At 33.1% G+C, this 23,212-nt stretch carries 24 protein-coding genes; 8 read left to right on the top strand and 16 right to left on the bottom strand.

Going from position 1 to position 23,212, the window contains the following annotated elements; all coding sequences use genetic code 11:
• Window positions 1-3: 3 nt before the first annotated feature.
• From ACUUYC_RS06875 to ACUUYC_RS06840, 8 genes are all read right to left on the bottom strand, one after another.
• The gene (locus ACUUYC_RS06875; protein ID WP_474264852.1) at window positions 4-321 is read right to left on the bottom strand and encodes an Hpt domain-containing protein; all 318 of its coding nucleotides are present in this window, start codon (window positions 319-321) and stop codon (window positions 4-6) included.
• Between the two features lie 2 nt (window positions 322-323).
• The gene (locus ACUUYC_RS06870) at window positions 324-1,373 is read right to left on the bottom strand and encodes a sensor histidine kinase (RefSeq protein ID WP_474264851.1); all 1,050 of its coding nucleotides are present in this window, start codon (window positions 1,371-1,373) and stop codon (window positions 324-326) included.
• Window positions 1,374-2,513, bottom strand: coding sequence for an FIST signal transduction protein (locus tag ACUUYC_RS06865; protein ID WP_474264850.1), 1,140 nt, complete (start codon window positions 2,511-2,513; stop codon window positions 1,374-1,376).
• 2 nt (window positions 2,514-2,515) lie between these two features.
• On the bottom strand, window positions 2,516-3,730 hold the full coding sequence (locus ACUUYC_RS06860; protein WP_474264849.1) for a sensor histidine kinase: 1,215 nt from the start codon (window positions 3,728-3,730) through the stop codon (window positions 2,516-2,518).
• A complete protein-coding gene (locus ACUUYC_RS06855; RefSeq protein WP_474264847.1) occupies window positions 3,727-4,269 on the bottom strand; it encodes a heme NO-binding domain-containing protein in 543 nt (180 codons plus the stop codon). Before ACUUYC_RS06855 ends, ACUUYC_RS06860 begins: the two co-directional genes overlap by 4 nt.
• 80 nt (window positions 4,270-4,349) lie before the next feature.
• Window positions 4,350-4,763 (bottom strand): response regulator, encoded by a 414-nt coding sequence (locus tag ACUUYC_RS06850; protein WP_474264845.1) that lies wholly within the window; start codon window positions 4,761-4,763, stop codon window positions 4,350-4,352.
• Between the two features lie 195 nt (window positions 4,764-4,958).
• Window positions 4,959-5,459 carry a hypothetical protein gene (locus tag ACUUYC_RS06845; protein WP_474264843.1) on the bottom strand — a complete coding sequence of 167 codons (501 nt, stop codon included), beginning with the start codon at window positions 5,457-5,459 and terminating at the stop codon, window positions 4,959-4,961.
• Between the two features lie 17 nt (window positions 5,460-5,476).
• Window positions 5,477-6,067: a carboxymuconolactone decarboxylase family protein gene (locus ACUUYC_RS06840; protein ID WP_474264842.1), complete on the bottom strand. Its 591-nt coding sequence runs from the start codon at window positions 6,065-6,067 to the stop codon at window positions 5,477-5,479.
• Between the two features lie 66 nt (window positions 6,068-6,133).
• Here ACUUYC_RS06840 and ACUUYC_RS06835 point away from each other — a divergent pair, with 66 nt between their 5' ends.
• The 6 genes from ACUUYC_RS06835 to ACUUYC_RS06810 all read left to right on the top strand — a co-directional run bounded on the left by ACUUYC_RS06835 (window position 6,134) and on the right by ACUUYC_RS06810 (window position 14,026).
• The gene (locus tag ACUUYC_RS06835) at window positions 6,134-6,556 is read left to right on the top strand and encodes an OsmC family protein (RefSeq protein ID WP_474264841.1); all 423 of its coding nucleotides are present in this window, start codon (window positions 6,134-6,136) and stop codon (window positions 6,554-6,556) included.
• Window positions 6,557-6,890: 334 nt separating this feature from the next.
• A complete protein-coding gene (locus tag ACUUYC_RS06830; protein ID WP_474264840.1) occupies window positions 6,891-7,190 on the top strand; it encodes a GIY-YIG nuclease family protein in 300 nt (99 codons plus the stop codon).
• A 258-nt stretch (window positions 7,191-7,448) separates the two neighbouring features.
• Window positions 7,449-9,137: a single-stranded-DNA-specific exonuclease RecJ gene (gene recJ / locus ACUUYC_RS06825; RefSeq protein ID WP_474264839.1), complete on the top strand. Its 1,689-nt coding sequence runs from the start codon at window positions 7,449-7,451 to the stop codon at window positions 9,135-9,137.
• A gap of 338 nt (window positions 9,138-9,475) precedes the next feature.
• The gene (locus ACUUYC_RS06820) at window positions 9,476-11,551 is read left to right on the top strand and encodes a glycoside hydrolase family 97 protein (protein ID WP_474264838.1); all 2,076 of its coding nucleotides are present in this window, start codon (window positions 9,476-9,478) and stop codon (window positions 11,549-11,551) included.
• An 86-nt stretch (window positions 11,552-11,637) separates the two neighbouring features.
• A complete protein-coding gene (locus ACUUYC_RS06815; protein ID WP_474264837.1) occupies window positions 11,638-12,744 on the top strand; it encodes an OmpA family protein in 1,107 nt (368 codons plus the stop codon).
• Between the two features lie 7 nt (window positions 12,745-12,751).
• On the top strand, window positions 12,752-14,026 hold the full coding sequence (locus tag ACUUYC_RS06810; protein WP_474264835.1) for an MFS transporter: 1,275 nt from the start codon (window positions 12,752-12,754) through the stop codon (window positions 14,024-14,026).
• Window positions 14,027-14,315: 289 nt separating this feature from the next.
• On the opposite strand, the gene ACUUYC_RS06805 is transcribed toward ACUUYC_RS06810, so the two are convergent.
• Window positions 14,316-15,638: a sulfatase-like hydrolase/transferase gene (locus ACUUYC_RS06805; protein WP_474264834.1), complete on the bottom strand. Its 1,323-nt coding sequence runs from the start codon at window positions 15,636-15,638 to the stop codon at window positions 14,316-14,318.
• Window positions 15,639-15,760: 122 nt separating this feature from the next.
• On the opposite strand from ACUUYC_RS06805, the gene ACUUYC_RS06800 reads away from it, so the two are divergent.
• Window positions 15,761-16,114, top strand: coding sequence for a DUF6686 family protein (locus ACUUYC_RS06800; RefSeq protein WP_474264833.1), 354 nt, complete (start codon window positions 15,761-15,763; stop codon window positions 16,112-16,114).
• Here ACUUYC_RS06800 and ACUUYC_RS06795 read toward each other — a convergent pair.
• Window positions 16,111-16,953, bottom strand: a complete 843-nt coding sequence (locus ACUUYC_RS06795; protein ID WP_474264831.1) for an alpha/beta fold hydrolase — start codon at window positions 16,951-16,953, stop codon at window positions 16,111-16,113. The genes ACUUYC_RS06800 and ACUUYC_RS06795 overlap by 4 nt on opposite strands.
• A 41-nt stretch (window positions 16,954-16,994) precedes the next feature.
• Window positions 16,995-17,753, bottom strand: a complete 759-nt coding sequence (locus tag ACUUYC_RS06790; RefSeq protein ID WP_474264830.1) for a UDP-2,3-diacylglucosamine diphosphatase — start codon at window positions 17,751-17,753, stop codon at window positions 16,995-16,997.
• 172 nt (window positions 17,754-17,925) lie between these two features.
• On the opposite strand from ACUUYC_RS06790, the gene ACUUYC_RS06785 reads away from it, so the two are divergent.
• A complete protein-coding gene (locus ACUUYC_RS06785; RefSeq protein WP_474264829.1) occupies window positions 17,926-18,114 on the top strand; it encodes a hypothetical protein in 189 nt (62 codons plus the stop codon).
• A gap of 76 nt (window positions 18,115-18,190) precedes the next feature.
• Here ACUUYC_RS06785 and ACUUYC_RS06780 read toward each other — a convergent pair whose 3' ends face one another.
• From ACUUYC_RS06780 to ACUUYC_RS06760, 5 genes are all read right to left on the bottom strand, one after another.
• Entirely contained in the window at window positions 18,191-18,646 is a 456-nt protein-coding gene (locus tag ACUUYC_RS06780) for a 6-pyruvoyl trahydropterin synthase family protein (protein ID WP_474264828.1), read from the bottom strand.
• Window positions 18,647-18,829: 183 nt separating this feature from the next.
• Entirely contained in the window at window positions 18,830-20,008 is a 1,179-nt protein-coding gene (locus ACUUYC_RS06775) for a hypothetical protein (protein WP_474264826.1), read from the bottom strand.
• 399 nt (window positions 20,009-20,407) lie between these two features.
• Complete coding sequence (locus tag ACUUYC_RS06770; RefSeq protein ID WP_474264825.1) at window positions 20,408-21,175, bottom strand: enoyl-CoA hydratase/isomerase family protein; 768 nt, start codon at window positions 21,173-21,175, stop codon at window positions 20,408-20,410.
• Window positions 21,176-21,378: 203 nt separating this feature from the next.
• Entirely contained in the window at window positions 21,379-22,713 is a 1,335-nt protein-coding gene (locus tag ACUUYC_RS06765; RefSeq protein ID WP_474264824.1) for an MATE family efflux transporter, read from the bottom strand.
• On the bottom strand, window positions 22,710-23,210 hold the full coding sequence (locus tag ACUUYC_RS06760; RefSeq protein WP_474264823.1) for a GNAT family N-acetyltransferase: 501 nt from the start codon (window positions 23,208-23,210) through the stop codon (window positions 22,710-22,712). Before ACUUYC_RS06760 ends, ACUUYC_RS06765 begins: the two co-directional genes overlap by 4 nt.
• Window positions 23,211-23,212: the final 2 nt, after the last annotated feature.

The raw sequence follows: 23,212 nt of genomic DNA, 5'->3' as shown, positions 1-23,212 counted from the left end.
TGTTTAAATAGTTTTTATATACGCCGTAATTGTGGTTAAAATTTGCTCAAAATCTTCAACGCCATCCATCTTTTTCTCCCTAAGATTATGCTCGTACGTATTTGCTAATTCATAACTTTTTTCAAGACCCAAAATACTAATTTTGTGTTTAATTCTGTGCACATTTTCCTCTATTTTTTTGTAATCTTTTTTTTCTAAACTATCATAATAATCCTGTTTTTCATCAGGAAATTCAGTTTTGATTACATCAATAAGTGTCTTGTGTATAGCTTCATCACCACGTGCTAATTGTTCTATATAGGTTAAGTTTGGCTGCTCCATTTTTATTTTTTTAAAGTAAAATAAAAGGTTGATCCTTTTGTCGGTATAGATTTTATCCAAATCTTACCTTCATAAAGATCTATAATTTTCTTGACGATAGAAAGCCCAATACCTGTAGATTTATAATTATTTTCTAACTTTTGAAAAGCTACAAATATTTTTTTAAAGTATTTTTCTTCAATTCCTTTTCCATTATCTTGTACATAAAACTCCCAAAAATCATTACTATCTGTATAACCAATCGTAATTTGACCTTTAGATTTGTCATTAAAATTAATAGCGTTTCTGAGTAGGTTTCGAAACAATTCTTCCAATCGAAAATGATCGCCAGTAACGATTGGCAATTTCTCAGGAATTGAAACCGTAATGTGCGTTGGAATTTCCATAAAATCAATTACTTTTTGTGCAACTTGATCTGTATCAACTTGATAAAATTCTTTTTCAACACTTCCAATGGTAGAATATCTCAAAATTCCTTTTACTAAGGTGTCCATTTTTTCAACATTAGTACGAATCAAATTGATCGTTTCCTTTCCATTTTCGTCCAAAAGTGCTGCATAATCGTTCTCTAACCATGTCGTTAACGCATTAATGCTTTGTAATGGCGATTTTAAATCGTGCGAAACCAAATGTGTATAATTGTTTAGCTCTTGATTTTGACGTTCTAAATTCGATACTAGTTTATCACGTTGTTGGTTTATTTTTAAAATTTCTTTAGTTTGATTGTCAATTAAGTCAACCAATCGTAATGAATCTAACTCTAAGTTTTCTTGATTTTCATCATTCGTAAGATTATATGAATTTAGTGTGTCAATTACGCTTTTGAGTTTTTCAATAATTTCCTTTTGTGAATCTGATTCTTTTTTGAGTTTTCCATTTGCTTCAAACAATTCCTCAGAACTGATTGCTGTTGCGCGTTGTAACATGGCAAACTGTTCATCGGAAGTAGTATACGAACGATTTACGGCATCTAAAAAGCGTTCTAACTCAGGATTTTGTTGCAACTCCTGAGGCAGATATTTTCGTAGTTGTCTTTTTAGTAATGGATTCATCTATTCGCTAATTAGCGTGATTGTCATTGTTTGATTGTGTAATTGGCAGGTTTTTTCGCCACTAAAAGGCGCAATTTCTCCATATGAATACAGTCCGCAAATAGTTGTGTTTTTACCAACAATTTCAATGACTTCTTCAATTTCTTCCTCTACGCGCTGATCTAACACTAATTTTCGTCCAATGCAACTGACCAAAATTGCTAATTCGGGTTCCTTTTTTCGTAATTGTAATGCTTGTATTGCAGCTTGTTCAGAAGCTTCTACGATATTGTCCACATTAGTCATCATTAACTGTACACGTGAATTTTCAAGAATATCACCAGCCAAAATCATAGAGTTTTCTTCTTCATTAATATTTAAAATAGTGCGAACAATAGAATGTTTTTCATCAGTCGATTTTACTTTTAACGGATACAATAAAGCCGCGCCTGGCAATTCTTTCGATTTATCGCCTAAGTATTTTTTGTATAAATCCAACGCAGGCAAATTGTCCAATTCGTATAATATATTTTCTTTCGATTTTGTCACAATGCGTTCAGGACCAAAAGGTGTCCAACCGCCGTTTATAGAAAAACTAATGTCTAAAGTTTCTCCATATAAACCAATGGCGACAATTTCGCCTGTTTTTGGCAATTCGTTATGCGAAGCAATTGTTTTTTCAAATCGTGCAGCATCACCACACAAAGCTCCAGTAATTAATACATTGTCTTTCGTTGCCGAATTCATTCCAAGAGTCAACTGACTTCCATTGATAAAACTTCCTTCTGAAACAATGAAAACATGTTGTAAACCTTCCGAAGAAAATTGCTCAATGAGTTTTTTCCCTGTTTCATAACTATCAATTTCGACAGTATTCGCTAATACATTTGCGGTTTTAATTTCAAACGTACTTCTTTCAAATTCAATTGCGGTTATCGTAATACTTTCATCATCTACATATTGTGATGTAATATCTCCAGAAGTAGATCCAAATACAAATTCACCATCATTAAAAAGTGCTTTTACTTCTTCAAGGATAGTCTTACTTTCCAGCAAATATCTATTTCCAAAAACGAAAACTAATGGTTTTTGAAGCGGAATATTTTTACTGAGATATTCCCAATCGGAATTCGCAGTTCTTTTAAGTTGCACTGTTTTCATACTTATTTTTTTATTGTGAAGAAGAATATTGTGCCTTTTCCAAGTTCGCTTTCCAGCCAAATTGTACCTTCATACAGATCAACGATTTTCTTTACAATAGATAATCCAATTCCTGTAGATTCTTTGCTTTTATTCAACGATTGGAATATTTTGAAAATGCGGTCATGAAACTTTTTTTCAATACCAATACCGTTATCTTTTACAGAAAATTGATAGAAAGAAGGTTTTTCCACAAAGTCTATTTCTACAACTCCTTGTTCTTTATTACTAAATTTAATAGCGTTGCTCATTAAATTTTGGAATAATTGCTGAAACTTGGTAGGATCACCTTTTATAATAGGCAGCTTTTTTACAATATTAATGGAAATATGTTCAGGAACAAACAATAATTTATGTAAATCGTCCATTGTTTCGTTTAAATCGACTTCTTTAGAGTTGAGTGGCTCAGAACCTGCACTAGAATACTCTAAGATGTTGGAAATGAGACTCTCCATTGTTTCCAACGTTTCTTCAATTAATGTAAGATTTTGCAAAGTAACATCGTTTAAAGTTCCTTCATTGTCCATTTTTATCCAAGAAACTAATGCGTCAATACTGCGTAATGGAGTTTTTAAATCGTGTGAAACTATATGAGCATATTCATATAATTCACTATTGCTTTTTTCAAGCTCTTTTAAGATTTTTTCTTTTTGTTCTTCAAGATTTTTGAGTTCAGTAATATCTCTTGCAATACCTTGAGCAGCAATAGGGTTTTGTTTCGAATCATAAATAATTGTGGCGTTTATTTGAACCCACTTCACTTCTTTTTGCTTAGTAATAATACGTGCGGTGTAATTGGAAAAAGAACCTTCTTTTAATAGTGTATTAAATGAGGAAAACGCATACGTAGCATCTTCTAAATAGATGAGTTTAACAATATTTAGCTTTTCTTTTGCAATATCATATCCAAAAAAATCAATGGCAACATTGTTCATTTTTAAAACATCTCCTTTAATGTCGATTACAACATAAGCATCATTGATGTTTTTAAAAACGCCTTCTAATTGTGATGATTTTTCATTGACAGAAGCTTCTAGTTTGGCATTCGATACCTTGAGCTCTTCAGATAATACATATAACTCTTTAGATTTATCTTCAAGAATTTTTTCTGCAGCTTTTCTTGCGGCTTTCTCCCTTTTAAGCGCACGCTGTAATATGTTTACCTGTTCTTGATTCATTCAATTTTATTAATGATGAACTTCACTTCAGTTCCGTCTTCTTTTATCTTTTCCAACACAATCTTAGCTGAGCTATTAAAATGTTCAAAAGTTTTATTCATTAGACCCAATCCAAAATGATGCATAGCTCTACTTGATTTATAGATCATAATTAACGAATTTTCTGTCTTTTCTACAACAATAAAGGTAGGTAATTCTGCATCAGGGTATATTTTTTGAACTTCAACATGAATATGATTTTCAATGGAAGCCAGCATTTCAATAGGATCTTTGTATGTGGCTAACAAACCAGGGTAACTATCTTCTAAAACACTAAAAAAGTGCTCTGCATAGACTAAAAGTAAATCATCTGTAGAAACTCCCGTATTTGTACTCAAGTTTTGAAGTAGTTGTAACATTTCAGAAAATCGATAGGTTCCTATTGCAGTATATGCGCCTTCAGATTCCAATTCTGATTGGTCAATGATTTTATCAACCATTTCCAATCCAAACTTATCTTCTACTAAGTCTAAAAATTCTGTAAAAACAATTCCTTTCATAAGCACAGTTAGGTTAAGTTCTCTTTTGTAGTTTGGGATTCTAAAAAAATCACAAGTATACTTGAGAGTATAAAAATAGGTTAAGCACTTTTTAATTCATTAATTGACCAATACGTAAGTGTAATTTCAATTTTAGCTACATAATCATCATATTTTAATGGTTTTAAAATATAGCCAGAAATTCCAATTCGATAACACTCTAAAATGTCTTTTCTGTTGTCAGATGTTGTTAAAATGATGGTGGGAATGTGACGTAATTCTGGATCATTCTTTAAGATAGATAAAAATTCAATACCATTAATCTTTGGCATGTTTAAATCGAGCAAAATGATATCAGGAAGATTTGTTCTGGTTTCTAAGATCGCCAATGCTTCTTCCGCATTTTTTGCTTCTGTAATTTCATGTTTTGTTTTTAACAATGAAACTGTTCGATTCATTTTCATGATCTCAATCATGTTGTCTTCGATTAATAATACTTTTAGCGATTTTTTCATTTTCTTAGTTTCAGCAATTATAGTGCAATTTTACTCCATAAAAAACCATTAAAACTTGAATGCAGTTTAACGAAGAGTAAGTGTAGACGAAATGCAAAAAAGTGTAGACGAGGTATTTTACTAATTTTACATTTTTCCGTAGATAAAGACTATTGAAAAAAACAAAACCCTTATCAAAATAAGGGTTTTGTGTATTTAAAGCTTGTATTTCTTTTTAAGATTATGACTTTCTATAGCGTCATATAAGGTGTATAACAATGCCATTATAATAGCAATTTTCCAGATAATTCCTTGAAATAAAAATAATGGATTTGCTATATATAATAACAGATAATAGGAGAGAATTACGCATAATGAAAGTGATACAAATAGAATTGGTTTTTTAGGAGATAAATAGCTAAACACCGCTAACATTCCGCCAATAATAAAGTGTAAAACAAGATCAATAAAACTATTGAACATAAAATATGCTAGCAATCCATTAAGTGCTAGAAATGCCGCAACAACATATAGAATAATTCGTGTTTTTCCAACCATTTTCTCTGAACCAGCTACTTTTGATTTTCGCAAAGTCTGTTGTCCAATAAAAATTGCTTTCTCTTTTTCAGTTCCGCTTAGCGGAAATCCACAACTTTCACAATGAACTTCTACGGGAGAAACTTCCGATTTACAATACGAACATATATGTTCTTCCATTCTATGTAGTTAAATTACTAAACGTGCTTTCCTTTTTCCCAACCGTGTTTTCCTAAGTACTGATCTCCACTTTCTACAGCACCTTCTTCAATAGAAGTTCCCATACTATCGTTCCAACGGTTTAAGTATCCGAATAATGAAATTACACCTAACATTTCTACAATTTCACCTTCGTTCCAGTGTTTGTATAATTCTGCTTTAATGTCTTCATTTACTGCATTTGGAATAATAGAAGCAGCTAACGAAAAGTCTAAGGCTGCACGTTCTGCATCTGAAAATGCAGCATGTGTTTTATATTCCCAAATATTATCTAATTGTTCTTGCTCAGCTCCATAACGTTCAGCGGCTCTAATAGCGTGTGCTTGACAATAACGACAACCTGTTGCATTACTACTTACCCAAGCAATCATTCGTTTCAATGCTGAGGTTACACGACCTTCATTTGCCATTACGGCTTTATTCAAGTTGATAAATGCTTTTGAAATGGCTGGTCTGCGTTGCATGGTTAAGACAGAATTTGGACAAAACCCAAGTGTTTCGTTAAAAAATTCTGCTAATTCTCTGGTTTCCAAATCATGATCAGGAGTCAATGGCGTTACTAATGGCATAATTGTATATTTTTAAATTTATTACTTGTATTTTTGAACCAACAAGAAACGAAAAAAACTTCAGATATGGCACATAAAATTACGACACAATGGAAAGGAAACATGTTGTTTGAATCGGACAATCCAAGTGGACACAATATATTGATGGATACTTCGCCAGAAAATGGTGGAAACAATGAAGGATTAGGTCCAAAAGCAATGATGTTATCATCATTGGCTGGTTGTTCAGGTTTAGACGTAGTTTCTATCATGAATAAGATGAAAGTAAGTGTTGATGATTTCAAAATGGAAGTCGCTGGCGAACTCACAGACGAACATCCAAAATACTACCATACAGTAACGGTTGATTATCACTTTTATGGTAAAGAATTAGAAGAAAAAAAGATCCAAAAAGCAGTTGATTTATCTGTGGAGAAATATTGCGGTGTCATGGAAATGTTCCGTCGTTTTGCAAAAGTGGAAACCAATACGTATTTTCACAATAGCTAACAAACTTGCTTAGCTATTAAAAATCGTCATTTCGAGTGGTTTCTGAAAGAAATTGTATCGAGAAAAAGGTTTTTAATACTGTAGTATAATTTTCCTCATTACATACTTTGGAGTAAACGAGTAGATCTCGATACAAAAAACGTTAGCACGTTTTCCACTCGATCTGACGCCTAGATAGTTCCAAAGGTCATTTCGAGTAATTTGAAGTAATAAAAGAATAATGAAGTTGTCAAATTTGATCTGACGCTTTTATAATCTGAACGTCACTTCGAGTGATTTTTCTTAGAAAAATAGTATCGAGAAGTACTCGGAAACGATAATTTAAATAAGGAAAATGAAATTATCATATATATACATCTTAAAATGTAAAGACAATTCGCTGTACACAGGTGTGACTTCAAATCTTGAAAAACGTCTTGAACAACATAAAAGAGGATTTTATAAAAACTGTTATACATATTTAAGAAGACCTTTAGCGTTAGTTTTTTATGCATCTTTCACGAATATTAATATTGCAATTGAGAAAGAGAAACAAATTAAAAAATGGTCACGTGCAAAAAAGGAAGCTTTAATTAACAATGATTATGAGGCATTACCTAATTTAGCAAAAAAGAAATTTAGAACTACTAAGTAGATCTCGACACAAAAATTCTATCGAATTTTCACTCGATCTGACGCTCGTGTAATTCTAAACGTCACTTTGAGTGATTAGCCAAAGCGAATTGTATCGAGAAGCGCTTTGAAGCAAACTATTAGTAGAATAATAAGTAACCAAATAATACAATTAGATTTTGAAACTAAACCAAACGTCACTTCGAGTGATTTTGGAAAAATCGTATCGAGAAGTACTCTGAAACGAAAAAGAACATTAGAAATCTAAACAAGAATAAACATGCGTTGGACATTAAAACCAAAACCAGAAGCACATAAACTCAAGCATCTTATGGAAGTGCTGCAAGTTGATGAAGTTGTTGCGACACTTTTATTACAAAGAAATATTGAAACATATGAAGCTGCAAAAAACTTCTTTCGTCCATCATTAGAACAGATTCACGATCCGTTTTTAATGAAAGATATGGATGTCGCTGTCGCGCGAATTGACAAAGCAATTGTCGATGGTGAAAATATAATGGTATATGGCGATTATGATGTAGATGGAACGACTTCAGTTGCACTAGTTTCTTCGTATTTAAAAACGATTTACCCAAATATAGCTACATATATTCCAGATCGTTATGAAGAAGGTTATGGACTTTCTTTTTTAGGAATTGATTATGCAGAAGACAACGATATTTCATTAATTATAACACTCGATTGCGGTATAAAAGCCATCGACAAAGTAGCGTATGCTTCTGAAAAAAAGATTGATATTGTTATTTGTGATCATCACAGACCAGGAAGCGAATTGCCAAAAGCAGTTGCCGTTTTAGACCCAAAACGAGACGATTGTAACTATCCATATGACGAATTGTGTGGTTGTGGTGTTGGTTTCAAACTGATTCAAGCATTGGGTTCAAAAAGAGGTGAAACAGTTGAAGATTTATTTCCATATCTAGATTTAGTTGCTACAGCAATTGCAGCAGATATTGTTCCGGTTACTGGAGAAAATAGAACACTTGCGCATTTTGGAATGCAAGTCATCAATTCGGCTCCAAGAGCAGGTTTTAAAGCAATTATCAATCAACTTAAAAAAGATATACTAACAATCACAGATGTTGTTTTTGTCATCGCACCACGAATTAATGCAGCAGGAAGAATTAGTCATGGATTGCATGCTGTAGAATTGCTTACGGAACCTGATATAGAAATTGCCACACAATATGCTGCTTCTATTGAAACATTCAATATGGAACGCCGTGAATTGGATCAAGAGATAACTAAAGAAGCATTTAAACAAATAGAAAATTTAGAGGAACAAGAACGTTCTACAACGGTTGTGTATGATGAAAATTGGCATAAAGGCGTGATTGGAATTGTAGCTTCTCGCTTGATTGAAACCTATTATCGTCCAACGTTAGTATTTACAAAAAGTGGCGAAAAATTAGCAGCTTCTGCACGTTCAGTAAAAGGATTTGATGTCTATAATGCCATAGAACAATGCAAAGAACATCTTATTCAATTTGGTGGTCATAAATACGCTGCAGGATTAACCCTGAAAGAAGAAAATTATCAAGCATTTAAAGATGCTTTTGAGGAAGTCGTAAAAAATACAATTGATAAAAATCTGCTCACACCAGAAATTCTCATCGACAAAGAAATCACACTCAAAGAAATTACACCAAAATTCTATCGCATTCTAAAACAATTTTCACCATTTGGACCACAAAATATGAGTCCAATATTTATGAGTACAGAATTGAAAGATACAGGTTGGGCAAAATGTGTTGGAGCGGAAAAAGATCATTTAAAAATAAGCGCTGTACAACGAAGATCGAAACCAATTTCAGGAATCGGATTCAACTTAGGAGACAAACTTCCACAGGTTCAAGATAAAAAACGATTTGATGCTGTCTATTCTGTGGACGAAAATGTTTGGAATGGTAATGTAACATTACAAATGCGCTTGCGAGACATCAAGTGATTTGTCAATTTGAAGATTCTCTCTAGTATGTTTTTTGAATATAATTTCTTTTTTTATGAAGAACAAAGGTGCTCGAAAAGTGATATTTGACAATCTTAAGAAATAATGAGTGAAAAGTGGAACTGCGAAGCGTAGCTTCAAGCATGTAGCGTCTGAACGAATGTTGCATAGCAATTTCCTATAGATTGTCTTGACTTTTTTGGCTCGTTTTTGTGTCAAGACAAAAATGAGCGTTACTAAATGTCTATTATAAACTTAACTTATTAACACGAAAACGTTGTCGTAATTTTTTTTCTATTTAAAACAGTACTTTTAAAAAGAAATCAATTGAATTTATCATGAAAACCTTCTTCAAAGTGCTTTTTTTACTAGGAGTTTGCTGCTTTATTTCTTGTGCCAAAGAAGTGAAAAATGTTACTATTTCTTCACCAAATGAAAAATTAAATGTAGCTGTTTTTTTGTTGCATGACGGAACCGTATGTTATAAAGTACATTACAATACAAAAACAGTAATCGATACTTCTAGTTTAGGTTTCGAATTGAAAGATGTATCTCCTTTAGATAGAAATTTCAAAATACTTAAAACAACTACAAATTCGGTTGATGAAACTTGGAATATGCCTTGGGGCGAACAAGAAACCGTCCTTAATCAGTACAATGAACTGACTGTAGAACTTCAAGAAAAAGATGCATTGCAACGAAAACTAAACTTGGTCTTTAAAGTATATGATGATGGAATTGGTTTTCGATATGAATTCCCTGAGCAAGAGCATTTAACAGAAGTCATCATTACGGATGAAAACACACAATTTCAACTTACTGGAGATCACAAAACATGGTGGATTCCTGGTGATTGGGATATTTATGAACACTTATATACAACGTCAAAAGTTTCTGAAATTGATGCGTTGAGCAAAGTAAATCATGGAAGTTTAGCACAAACATACATTCCAGAAAATGCAGTAAATACACCTGTTACTATGCGAACAGCAGCTGGTTTACACATTAGTATTCATGAAGCTGCTTTGGTTGACTATTCAGGAATGACATTGAAAGTAGACACAGAAAACTTGTCGCTTCAAAGTGAATTGGTTGGTTCTGAACGTACCAATTATAAAGTAAAAAGAACAACACCATTTGTAACGCCTTGGCGAACAATTCAAATTGCAGAAAAAGCAACCGAATTAATTGATTCAAAACTGATTGTAAACTTAAATGAACCTTCAAAAATTGAAGATGTTTCATGGTTTACGCCAATGAAATACACAGGAATTTGGTGGGAAATGCACTTAGGAAAATCATCTTGGGATAAAGCCGCAGGGAAACATGGTGCAACAACCGAAAACGCAAAAGCATTTATTGATTTTTCTGCAAAAAACAATATCAAAGGTGTGTTGGTAGAAGGCTGGAATACTGGTTGGGAACATTGGATTGGTTTTGAAGATCGTGAAGGAGTTTTTGATTTTATTACGCCATATGACGATTACGATTTGCAAGAAGTAGTGCGTTATGCGAAAGAAAAAGGCGTTGAAATTATTATGCATCATGAAACTTCTGCTGCAATAGGTACATACAACAAGCAAATGGACAAAGCCTACAAACTCATGCAGGACTTAGATATTCACTCTGTAAAATCAGGATATGTTGGGAAAATTATCCCGAAAGGAGAATATCATCACGGACAATGGATGGTAAATCATTACAATAATGCGGCAATTAAAGGAGCAAAATATGAAGTTGCGGTAAATGCGCATGAACCTATCAAAGCAACAGGTTTACGTAGAACGTATCCAAATATTATTTCGCGAGAAGGTTTACGCGGACAAGAATTTAATGCTTGGGCAGCCGATGGCGGAAATCCTCCTGAACATTTGCCAATTGTAGCTTTTACACGAATGTTGGCTGGTCCAATAGATTATACACCTGGAATATTCAACATTAAACTTTCTCCTTACAAGGAAAACAATCAAGTCAATACAACTATTGCACAACAATTAGCTTTGTATGTTGTGATTTACAGTCCAATTCAAATGGCGGCAGATTTAATAGAAAATTATGAAGGAAATCCAGCGTTGCAATTTATTAGAGATGTTGGTGTTGATTGGAAACAAACAAAAGTTCTCAATGGAGAAATAGGTGATTTCGTTACGATTGCTCGTGAAGAACGCAAGACTGGAAACTGGTTTTTGGGAAGTATTACAGATGAAAATGCTCGTGAATTAGCCGTTTCTTTAGACTTTTTAGCGTCAAATACTACGTATACTGCAACAATTTATAAAGATGCAGCAGATGCACATTGGAATGACAATCCAACAGCAATTGACATTGAAACAATAGAAGTTACGTCGGAAACAAAGTTAAACTTACAATTGGCCTCAGGTGGCGGAACTGCAATTAGTTTTATAAAGAAGTAAATCTTACAACATTTTAAGTTTTTGTAATAGGTTGTTTTCAGTATATATCTTAGGTAATAAATTGATCGTAAAATCGTTTAGTTGAAATGAAAACGACCTTCCAACTTCTAATATTTTTTATAACAACCACCTTTTTTGCTCAAAACTTAGTCTTGAATCCAAGTTTTGAAGACTGTTCGCATTGCGAACGTTCTATGGGACATTTTGATAAAAATGCAACTGATTGGAGTACGCCAAGTATGGGAACTACAGATTATTTCAATTATAAAGGCAAAAAAAGTTACAATCATTACAACGGTTATCAAAAGTCGAGAACAGGAATTGCACATGCAGGAATTTATGTATTTACAGAAAAAAACTATAGAGAATACGTTCAAGGAACATTAGCACAAACACTTGAAAAAGGTAAAAAATATACAGTTACTTTTTATGTAAGTTTAGCTGAAAAATCTACAAAAGCAACAACAGACTTAGACATTTTATTCACAGAAGAAAAGTTGAAAAAATGTTCCCATGCAAATTATTGTGAGAAAAACATTCGACCTAAAAAAGCAACTGATAAAAAGTTCCATAAAGTTGAAATAAGTCGCGATCGTTTTTACCAAGAAAAATTAGGTTGGACTAAAATTACATTTACATACGAAGCGCAAGGATTTGAAAATTATTTTTCTATTGGGAATTTTAATCGGAATTGGAAAACAAATAAAATACAGATGCAACCTGCGAAAGAATATGAATTTGCATATTACTATATAGACGACGTATCTGTAGCACCTTTAAAAAAAGAAATCATTCAGGAAGAAATTAAAAAAGAGGAAATTGTAGAAGTTGAAGAACTGATAAAAGAAGATGAAATCTACACTTTTAAGAATGTCCTCTTCGAATTTGACAAAGCAATCTTAGTAGCAACGTCCATAAAAGAATTGGATGATTTGTATGCGTATTTAGAAAAGCAACCTAAAATTACCATTGAAATCTATGGACATACTGACAATATTGGAACGTCAAGAAGAAATAAAGAATTATCTTTGGAACGTGCAAAAGCAGTATCAGATTATCTAATCTCAAAAGGATTAAAAGATATAAGAATCAATTGGTTTGGATTTGGAAGCTCAAAACCAATAGTTCCAAATGATACAGAAGCGCAACGAAAGAAAAATAGACGCGTAGAATTCAAATTGAATTCGCAATAAACACTTCATGCAAAAACAAGATCCGTACGCAGCTTTACGATTCAAAGAATTCAATATATTTCTATTGGTTCGATTCTTTTTAGTATTTGCGTGGTCCATGCAATTTATTGTAATTGAATGGGAAGTATATTCCATCACCAAAGATCCTTGGTCACTTGGTTTAATTGGATTAATGGAAGTAATTCCGGCAGTTTCGATGGCATTATTTGCCGGACATATTGTAGATCAACGTGAAAAACGCACGTTACTTTCAACCTGTATTGCGTTATTCTCGATAATTAGTTTTGCATTATTTCTACTAACATCACCTGAAATTACGGCCGAATGGTCGCAAAACTCTGTACTATATAGTATTTACGCTTTGGTCTTTTTTGGTGGTTTTCTACGATCATTTTTTGGTCCAACGATCTTTTCATTAATTGCATTGATTGTTCCCAAGAAAATATACCCAAATGCAGCAACTTGGAGTAGTTCTACATGGCAAACGGCTACGATTTTAGGTCCAGCTTTCGCCGGATTTACCATTAATTGGATTGGAGTTCATTGGTCATTATGTATCATTTTTGCGTTGGTGACTTTATCGTTTATGATTCTTTTCTTAATTCCTAAAAAACCAATATTGAACCCGAAAATTGGAGAAAATGTTTGGAAAAGTTTAGGAGAAGGAATTGATTTTGTCCGAAATGAAAAAGCAGTTTTGGGTGCGCTTACGCTAGATATGATTGCGGTTTTATTTGGTGGCGCAGTTGCGTTATTACCAATATTTGCACAAGATATCTTAAAAGTTGGTCCTGAAGGATTTGGAATGTTACGAGCCGCACCAGCTGTTGGAGCTGTATTGACAATGCTTATTACTGCATACATTCCAATAAGTAAAAATGCTGGACTCAAATTGTTAGCAGCTATTTTCGGATTTGGTATTTGTATAATTGTCTTTGGATTATCTACAGTATATTGGATTTCACTAGTTGCGCTATTCTTTAGTGGTGTTACCGATGGAGTTTCTATGGTTATTCGTCAAACGATTCTACAATTAAAAACACCTGATGAAATGCGTGGACGTGTTGCTTCTGTGAATTCTATGTTTGTAGGTTCATCAAATGAATTAGGTGCTTTTGAAAGTGGTTTAACAGCAAAATTAATGGGAACAGTTACGGCAGTAGTTTTTGGTGGAACCATGACCTTAATTACCGTTATTACCACAGGATTGGTTTCTCCAACATTCCGAAACTTAGATCTAACGAAAGATGTTGAAGCGCATCAAGGAGAAGATGAATCGTAGTTAGTATAAATTCTATTCAAATAAAAATTTGATAACACTTAATGTGTTGTTTGTAAAATTCTGAAATTCAGTTTTTTATTTTCGTTTTCTTTGTTCGCCCAAAGAAAAGAAACAAAAGAAACGGCGCTTTTCCAGAGGTATTTCTACTTTTTCTTTTTATTGAAAAACTAGAACCGCATGAGCTTTTCTAAATTTTCTCCAAGGCTTCAAAAATTTTTAACGAAAAACTCCTGCTATACTGCGGAAAAGAAGAAAACTACTCTTGATTTTTATTTCGAACAGACGTTAGTTATTGACGTATTTCATTCAATCTATTTGTCAATTCATCTTTTATAGTACTATTCGCAGCACTCAATGGTAATTGATTTGCGTTTAATAAATTAGGGTTTTCAAAAGGATTTATACTTAAATCAAAGAAAGCTTCATCTCCATCAGAAAATATAATATACTTATGTGTGGCGTTTCTTATTGTATAATCTGATCCATTATCTCTACTAATTTCAGTATACGTATACTCGCGTGTATCAGTATTTGTAGTAGATAATAATTCTTTAAAACTCTGACTATCATTAATTTCAGAAGCTCCTGTGCCAGCAATATCTGCAATGGTCGCAAACAAATCGGTTGTGTTTATCAAAGCTTCTTCAGTTGCACTGAATCGACCGACATTTTTACCAGAAACAATCATTGGAACATTTACGCCACCTTGATATACACTTCCTTTGGCACGTACTGAAGGATATACTTGTACAACTTCATTTGGCGTTCCATTATCTCCTATGAAAATGATGACTGTATTTTCTCTTTCTTCTGTTGACATCGAACTCAATAAACGACCAATTTCTGAATCCATTGCTTCTAACATTGCCATGTAATATGGAATAGGATTTGCGTCAATACTTGCATCGTCTGTTGGTAAACTTCCTTGTGAATGTAATTCCGTCGGCGGCAAATGAAAAGGTGTATGTGGTGCATTGTACGCTAACCATAAAAACCAAGGATCTGTTTGGTTTGAAACCCAGTCAATTGCTAAATCTGTAAACTTTGTCGTTGTATATTCCGTAGAATTTGTTGTTTGTTGGTTTTCTGTAAGATTCCAATTCCAATATGATTGTACGCCGCCAGATAATAAACCAGCATAATAATCAATTCCCATAGTTGTTGGATGCGATGCATTTGTTGATAAATGCCATTTTCCAATTACGGCATGTGTATATTCAGGACTATTTGTAGTCATATATTGCTGCAATGATGTTTCTGAAGTTGATAGCACATCACCTACATTTAGCATATTGGTGCGGAAACCGTATTTCCCCGTTATAATACTTGACCGAGTTGGTGTACAGGTTGGATTGGACCATAAGTTTGTAAACTTAACACCCGAATTTAGCATGTTTTGCAAATTTGGCATGTTGGGTTTTATCGTTCCAGTATCATAACCTGGAGTTGCGTCTAATCCCATATCGTCAGCTATAATTAATAGAATATTTGGACTATCTGAAGTTGTCGTTGGTGTTTCTTCAGGTGTATTTGAAACAACAGTATCATCATTCCCGCAAGAAAGAAGTAAAAATGAAACAAGGATTAAAGCGACTATTTTAGGAGTATTCATGAAGATGGGTTTGTCAATAAGACTTCTATTATTGTCAATGGTTTAAATCGAATATAATTTAACTAATTTAATTTAGACTAATTATAAATAATTGTATATTTGAATTCTCAAATTGAAAAATCATGAGCGATATACATAGAATCTATTACAACAATATTGGAATTTCTTTTCAGTGGAAACAAGATTTAGAAAAAAATAACTCGAAGTTTCAAATTATTTTTAGAGATACAGGTTTTTACTTAACAATTAAAGAGGTAGAAAACTTTTCCAAGTTTGTAAAGCAAGCTGTTGAAAGAGGTTGTTGCAAAGATTGCCAAGCTAAGCAAACATGTCGTTCTATTCTATTAAAAACACCAGCAACTACTGTAGATTTAGCAGTTTCAGAACAAGAGTTAACTTCTATTGCTGATTTGCTTGAAGGAACGTTGTTTCAAATTAATTTAGATAATTATTTGAAAGATGTTTGTAATAATTAAGCAGTTAAAAAAGGAATAATAAGTTGATTGATTTCTGTTGGTTTTTCTTCTTGAATGAAATGCTTTGCGTCCAACAGATGAACATTTTCTTCTGAACTTATATGTTCGTACACGCGCTCTTTCATGTCATCAAATATTAAGAATGAATCGTGTTTTCCCCAAATAATAAGCTTAGGAATTGTTATGTTTTCAAATACAGCAGTGTAATCAGGCAAGTCAAAACATGTTCTAGAGAAAAAATTATACATCGCTTTTGTTTTTCCTTCAAGCAATGGTTTTTTATAACCTTCTATTTCATTTTTAGTTAATTCATTGTTCACTAAACCTGAATTGAATAAGCCTTTTAACATCAAATTAGTTGTAATTCCATTAGCATACATTGCCATAATACATTTCGTAATCCAACCTTTTTTGAAGCGCATTGGTGGATGAAATCCTTCTTTGAATAGAATTGTATTTAAAACAACTAGTTTCTGAATTCTATTCGGAGCTATTTTAAACAATTCCCATGTCCAAAGTCCGCCAGCATCATGTAAAACATGATTCCAATGATCAATTTTTAGATGATTCATCAATTCCAAGAAACGTTTTGCATGCTGATCAGGATTGTATATGTCGTATCCTTTTGGTGAATCACTATTTCCAAAACCTAACATATCAGGAGCAATCACACGAAATGATGTTGCCAATTCATCAATCATTTTTCGATATAACCAAGAAGAAGTTGGAATGCCATGTAAAAGTACTAAAGGTGTTCCTTTTCCTTTATCTATATAAGCTAGCTTGCCATTAGATGAGGTAAAAAACTGTTGTTGTGATCTAAATTTAGCGTAATTCATGTTAGTTGGTTTTATACTTGGTCGAAAAACCCTAACAGAACCTACTTTTCATATTTTTTGAGCGTCATTTTGGTTCCATCAAATTCACCATAGGTATAGTATTGAATCCAATCGCCAAGATTTATATATTTACTTTTTTCATTGAGGTCAATTTCTAAAGGCAAATGACGATGACCAAACACAAAATAATCGTAGTGTTTAGTTTCAAGCTTCCGTTTTGCATATTGTGCCAACCATTCGTTGTCTTCTCCTAAAAACGTAGCATCATCATCGCCAGAAATTAGCTTGTTTTTGACAGATAAATACTGCGCAATTCGCATACCAATATCTGGATGCAACCAACGAAAACACCATTTAAAGAAAGGATTGGTAAATACTTTTTTCATGCGTTTATAACCTTTGTCTCCAGGACCCAATCCGTCACCGTGACCAATGAAAAAAGTAGTATCATTAAAAGTGAATTCTTGCGGTTTGTGATATACAGGAATGTTGAGTTCTTTCTCAAAATAATCATCCATCCATAAATCATGATTCCCCACAAAGAAATAAATTGGAATGCCTTTATCGCGAAGTTCTGCTAACTTTCCGAGCGTTCGCACAAAACCTTTTGGAACAACGGTTTTGTATTCAAACCAGAAATCGAACAAATCTCCAAGAAGGAAAATAGCGGCTGCATCATGTTCAATTTCGTTTAACCAAGCTACAAACTTTTTTTCTCTAGGGAAACTAGCTTCCGCCGTTGGAGCGCCTAAGTGATTATCAGAAGAGAAGTATATTTTTTTTCCTTCGGGAATGTTCATGGTGTAAATATAAGAATTCTAACATTTCTGCGTATCACATTGAAAATATATAGTGTAATTAACGAAATTAAAGAATGAATTTGTTTTTAGAGTTTAAATGTTAAGTATGGTCTTACCGTAAGTGAATTCTGATTTGTTTTTATAATTTTTCCTCTAATTAATACTATATATCATGAAAAAAAGAAATTTAAAATCATTGAAACTTAACAAAAAGTCAGTTTCAGACTTGTCTACAGCAAATTTAAAAGGTGGACTTCCGTATGTTACATTTGGAGTTCCTTGTCAAACTCACGAATATTGGTGTCATTCAAACCTTTGGGCTTGTCCTACATATCCTTTAGTATGCGGACCTGAACTATAAATTATAGTAAAACAGCGAACCTAGGTTCGCTGTTTATTATTATATCGATACGTGCTAAACTAAGATCAGCACTTCGTTACGCTTCGTTATCACTTGCAAACCATTCCGCGCAAGAGGAATCGGTTTCTTGTAAGCGTAAAGAAAACAGTTGAATATTTCCTGGAAGTCTACTTTTGATTTTCGCCGCAAAATCAATCACCATATTTTCACTTGTTGGTTGGTAATCTGCTAATATTACATTGTGTCCTTCACTACGCATTACTAACGCTAACGATTTGTGAGGTGTATTTTGGTTGAATACAATGGCATGATCAAATACATCTACAACTTCTTCTTTCACGATTTTTTTAAGATCGCTAAAGTCAATCACCATTCCCCATTTTACATTGTTATTGTCTGTAATCGGTGTTCCAATTACGGTTACCGAAAGCTTATAACTATGTCCGTGTACGTTTTTACATTTCCCGTCATAGCCGTATAAAGCATGACCGGTTTCAAAATTAAATTGCTTTGTAATGCGAATTTTGCTCATTTTCATTTTCAATTAATGCGCAAAGATAGTTTATTATTGGATTTGTTGAAAAAGAGTTTGTTAAATAGTTACTATTGGAGATAATGCTGAACTTGATTCAGTATCTATTTTCATTCCCGTGGAGACGGGAATCTAATTTCTATTATCAAATTGGTCGTTTATTTCTTGCTTTTAGAAATGATCTTACTGCTCAAAATATTCAGTTGGAATCTGTTCTTTTACATTTTTAAATGGAAATTCAACATCTTCAATAGGATCTTCTTCAAAAGATAAAAAGTGAGGAATGGAAATGTTTTGAATATTTCTTTGAGGATATAATGTTCTTATGACATGCTTTTCGTCGTCATTTAGTAGTTTATAAGTTGTATTGAATTTTTGTATTGCAGTAGAATCATATAATTTACTGTATGCATCGTTTATACCAGCATTAAATATTGTGTAATGCTTGAAATCAGAATCTAAATCGAAAAGTATGACTAATTGCGTTTTTTTTGCCACAATAGAATCAACTCTTTTTGTGAAGTCTTCCAAGCTATATTTTTCTTTTCCGATATAAAATTCATTATTGATCAGAAATAGATATTGCTGGTTTTCAGTTTTTAAATGATCAAGAATACTATGGTTTAAAAAGTTATATCCTGTTACGGAATTATTATCTGTTTTTGTTTCATATTTTATATTAAAAATAGGAGTAATTTGTTGTTTTTGAGACAAATAGATACTTTCGATCTCATTTTCAATAATTTTATGTTTTATATCATTAACTATATAAAAAGTATATGCGTTTATTTTGATCATTTCATGGAATAGAAGTTCTATATCTTTCATTTTTGCTCTTTTGTCACATAGTAATGCAAACCTTCTTAATGCGTGATGAGATATTTCACTATTATAATGGTTAAAGAAAAAATGAATAAGTTCTTCAAATTCAGCGTATTTATCATTGAGTTGCAGTTTGTATTTATTTGAATTTGGCACTTTTCCGTATTGTATATAAATTAATTCTTCTTCAGGATTTGGTTTATAAAAATTATAGTTTTTGAATTTGGGTAACTCTATTTCAAGCAAAGGAATTACAGTATCTTTCTTATAAGTGAAATTTTGAAAAACTAAAGAATCTTTTGAAATGGAAGTTTTAAATGTATAATCTAAAAAAGTAAGGCTATTGTTTTTAATTGTAACTGGATATGTATTCCATAGGTTTCCGTCATTACTTAAAGAAATACTATCAGTATATATTTTCATAAAAGTTGGTGTAGCATCATATTGATAATCTTTAGCCCAAGTACCATAATACTGTTCCTTTTTAGAACATGAAAAAAGTAGCATTAAAACCGTAAAACTTAAAATAACTTTCTTCATAAGGATATAGAATTGATCACTAGAAGTGTATCAAACTTTATGCCTTACTTTTTGGTTATGTGAGTAGTTCTCGATACAATTTTCTATCTATCTCGATAACTTCGTTAAGTATTTTCTATCAAAATATATTTTTATTTCAATAATGCTCGATATGACAGAAAATTACTCGAACTGACGTTTGGGAATTATAATAGCGTGATGAGATGCTGAATCAATACTGAATCAAGTTCAGCACATGGTTCGGTATGACGTGGATTCCGCATCAAGTGCGGAATGACAAGGATATACTTAAGAAGTCCAATGAATGAGATACTGCATTTCGAGTGCGCTCAATGTAAAAGTTCAGCATGACGAAAAAAATACCCTAACAAATCCAATAATCTAAGCAAGTCTAGAAATCTACTTCTTAAACTTCGCCAACGCATTTTTTGTAAAGTCAGATAAAACAAGCGTTCCAGAAAGTTCAGCGCGTTCGGCTAAAAGTGTGTCCCAGTTTTCGGTGTCTTCCCACAATATTTTTTTCATTCCAGCTAATGCATCCGAATTGTATGAAGCGAGTTTTGCTGTGAAGATTTCAAGTTCTTTGTCGAGTTCTTGTTGGGTTTCAAATACTTTGGCAAACAAGCCTTTTTCTTTTGCCCAATACGCTGTTTTCCATTCGCTTGGCGCGAGACTTAACTCAGAGAAACCAGCTTTTCCAATTCTGTTTTGAACTGCTGGTGCAATTACAAAAGGACCAATTCCGATGGTTAATTCGGAGAGTTTTACAGAAGCCGCTTCAGTTGCTAATGCGTAATCACAAGCAGAAATTAATCCAACGCCGCCACCGACAGCTTTTCCTTGTACACGACCAACAATTAATTTTCCACAGGTTCGCATTGCATTGATGACATTGGCAAAACCACTGAAGAATGTTTTTCCATCTTCTAAGTTATCAATCGCAACCAACTCGTCAAAAGAAGCGCCAGCACAAAATGCACGATCACCTTCACTTTTGAGAATAATTACGCTTACAGTATCATTTTCTGCTAAAGAATTTAATTCTTTCGTTAATCGATCTAAGAGTTCGCCAGGAAATGAATTACTTGCAGGATGTCCAAATTCGACAGTTGCAATGTTGTTTTGAATACTTGTATATAAACTTCCGTTGGATCTTGTTGTAGTCATAAGGTTGTGATTTCGTGTTTCAAAAAGAGTCAAGGTTTTTAGAATCAAGAATCAGGACTTTTTTTAAATACTATATCTGCTAAGATAAGAATCTAAACTGTTTTGAATTAGTTCTCGATACAAATTTGCTATGCAAATTCACTCGAACTGACGCTTAGAATGTAAAAGAGAAACTGGTCTAACAATCTAAGTAGTCTGATAATCTAAGATTTTCTAATCTTCGGAATGAATTCTTTTCGGAAAACGAATATGAGTGGAATTCCACGTGCTGCAATCCAAAGTGTAAAGGCAATCCAGACAGCGTAGAGTTTTAAATCGAGAAAATCTAGTACGAAGATAGTAGGAACAAATACACCAAATGTGGAAAAGAGTAATACGTTTCGGAGCGCTGCCATTTTCCCTAATCCTTTAAATATTCCATCAAATACAAATGTGACTGCACATAGCGGTTGCATCACAAGAATTATCCAAAAAGTGTTATAAAATTCACCTAATACAATTTGTTCTTTTGTAAATATTCTTCCAATTGGATAGTATAATATTCCACCAACAATGAGCATTGCAATTCCAAGAATGATAGCATATTTGGTTAGTCGGACGCTGAGTTTTACCAATTCTTCATAGTTTTCTTCACCATAGAGTTTTCCTGATAAGATGTTTCCAGCACTTGAATATCCATCAATAAAGAACGCTCCAAAGAACCAAATGTTTAATAATACGGTATACGCAGCGCTATATTTTGGGCCATATGCGGCTGCAAACGAAGTTCCAAAGTATAAAGCGACATTTAAGGCAATTGTTCTGATAATTAGATTTAGAATCATGATTGCCATTTTGGGCAATTCTTTGTGTATTGGTAGTTGAATTTTTAACGGAATTTGCGTCTTTTTCAACATATATATAACCGCTAATAACGCCATACATATTTGTGAAATTAGACTTGCATACGCAGCGCCATCAACATGCATAGCAGGAATATAATCGCCAACACCATACACAAAAGCAAAATCGAGTATAACGTTTAGTGATGCGCCAATAATGGCAATTATCATTGGAATTAACGTGTTTTGCAAACCTCTGAATACACCAAATATGGAAAATGTTAATAGTGTAAATGGCAAGCCAAAGATGCGAATTCGATAATACGAACTACTGTAGTCTAAAATGATGCCTTTTGCATTGTAAAAGTTGAGAATGTGTTCTGCAAACGGATAGGTAATTAGGATTAATACAAAACTAATTGCTAAAATGATTCCGATAGCTTGTGCTGGAAGCGTTTTGATTTCATCTAGCTTGTTAGCGCCCAAATATTGTGATACTAAGGCAGAAATAGCACTTCGTGTTTGTCCAAAAACCCAAACTAACATAGATATAAATGCACCAGCAATTCCGACAGCGGCTAAGGCTTCTGTAGCATTTACTTGAACGTTTCCAACAACAGCTGTATCAGTGATGGATAATAATGGTTCGGCAATTCCGGCAATTAAAGCAGGAATTGCAAGTTTGTTGATGTGTGAGTTGGTTATTTTTGTTTTCAAAGTACGCGTTCGTAACAGTAAAAAGGATATACACTTTGTTTTGGAAAGTATATGCTTCCTAATTTTTTATAGCCACGAAGTTCGTAAAACTTTTGGTTTCTTGTGTTCTTACTAAACGTATCTAATCTTATGGAGCGATAATTATTTTCTATAGCGTACGTTTCTGCAAAGTCCATCAAGCATTGCGCGTATCCTTTTCCTTGCTTTTTTGGATGTACTGCCAATCGATGAATGTAGAGATTTGTATCATCTGGCGAAAGCCATTTAACAACTTTGTATTCTTCATCCATTAGACTAGAAACCACAATACAACCTACAATTTCAGCTGCGTCAAGCAAAACATATAATTCATTTCTAGCAACATCAGCTTCAAAAGCTGAACGATTTGGATAGTTTTCATTCCATTGGAATATATTGTTGTTAGTCATGTGTTTTGCACACGCTTTGGTGATTTCCAGAAGTGCAGTAATGTCTACTGAAGTAGCGAGACGAATCATAG

It is taken from the genome of Kordia sp. E, from assembly GCF_056033805.1.
The sequence above is the reverse complement of the archived record's forward strand: the minus strand, read 5'-3'. Positions and strand labels throughout refer to the sequence as shown.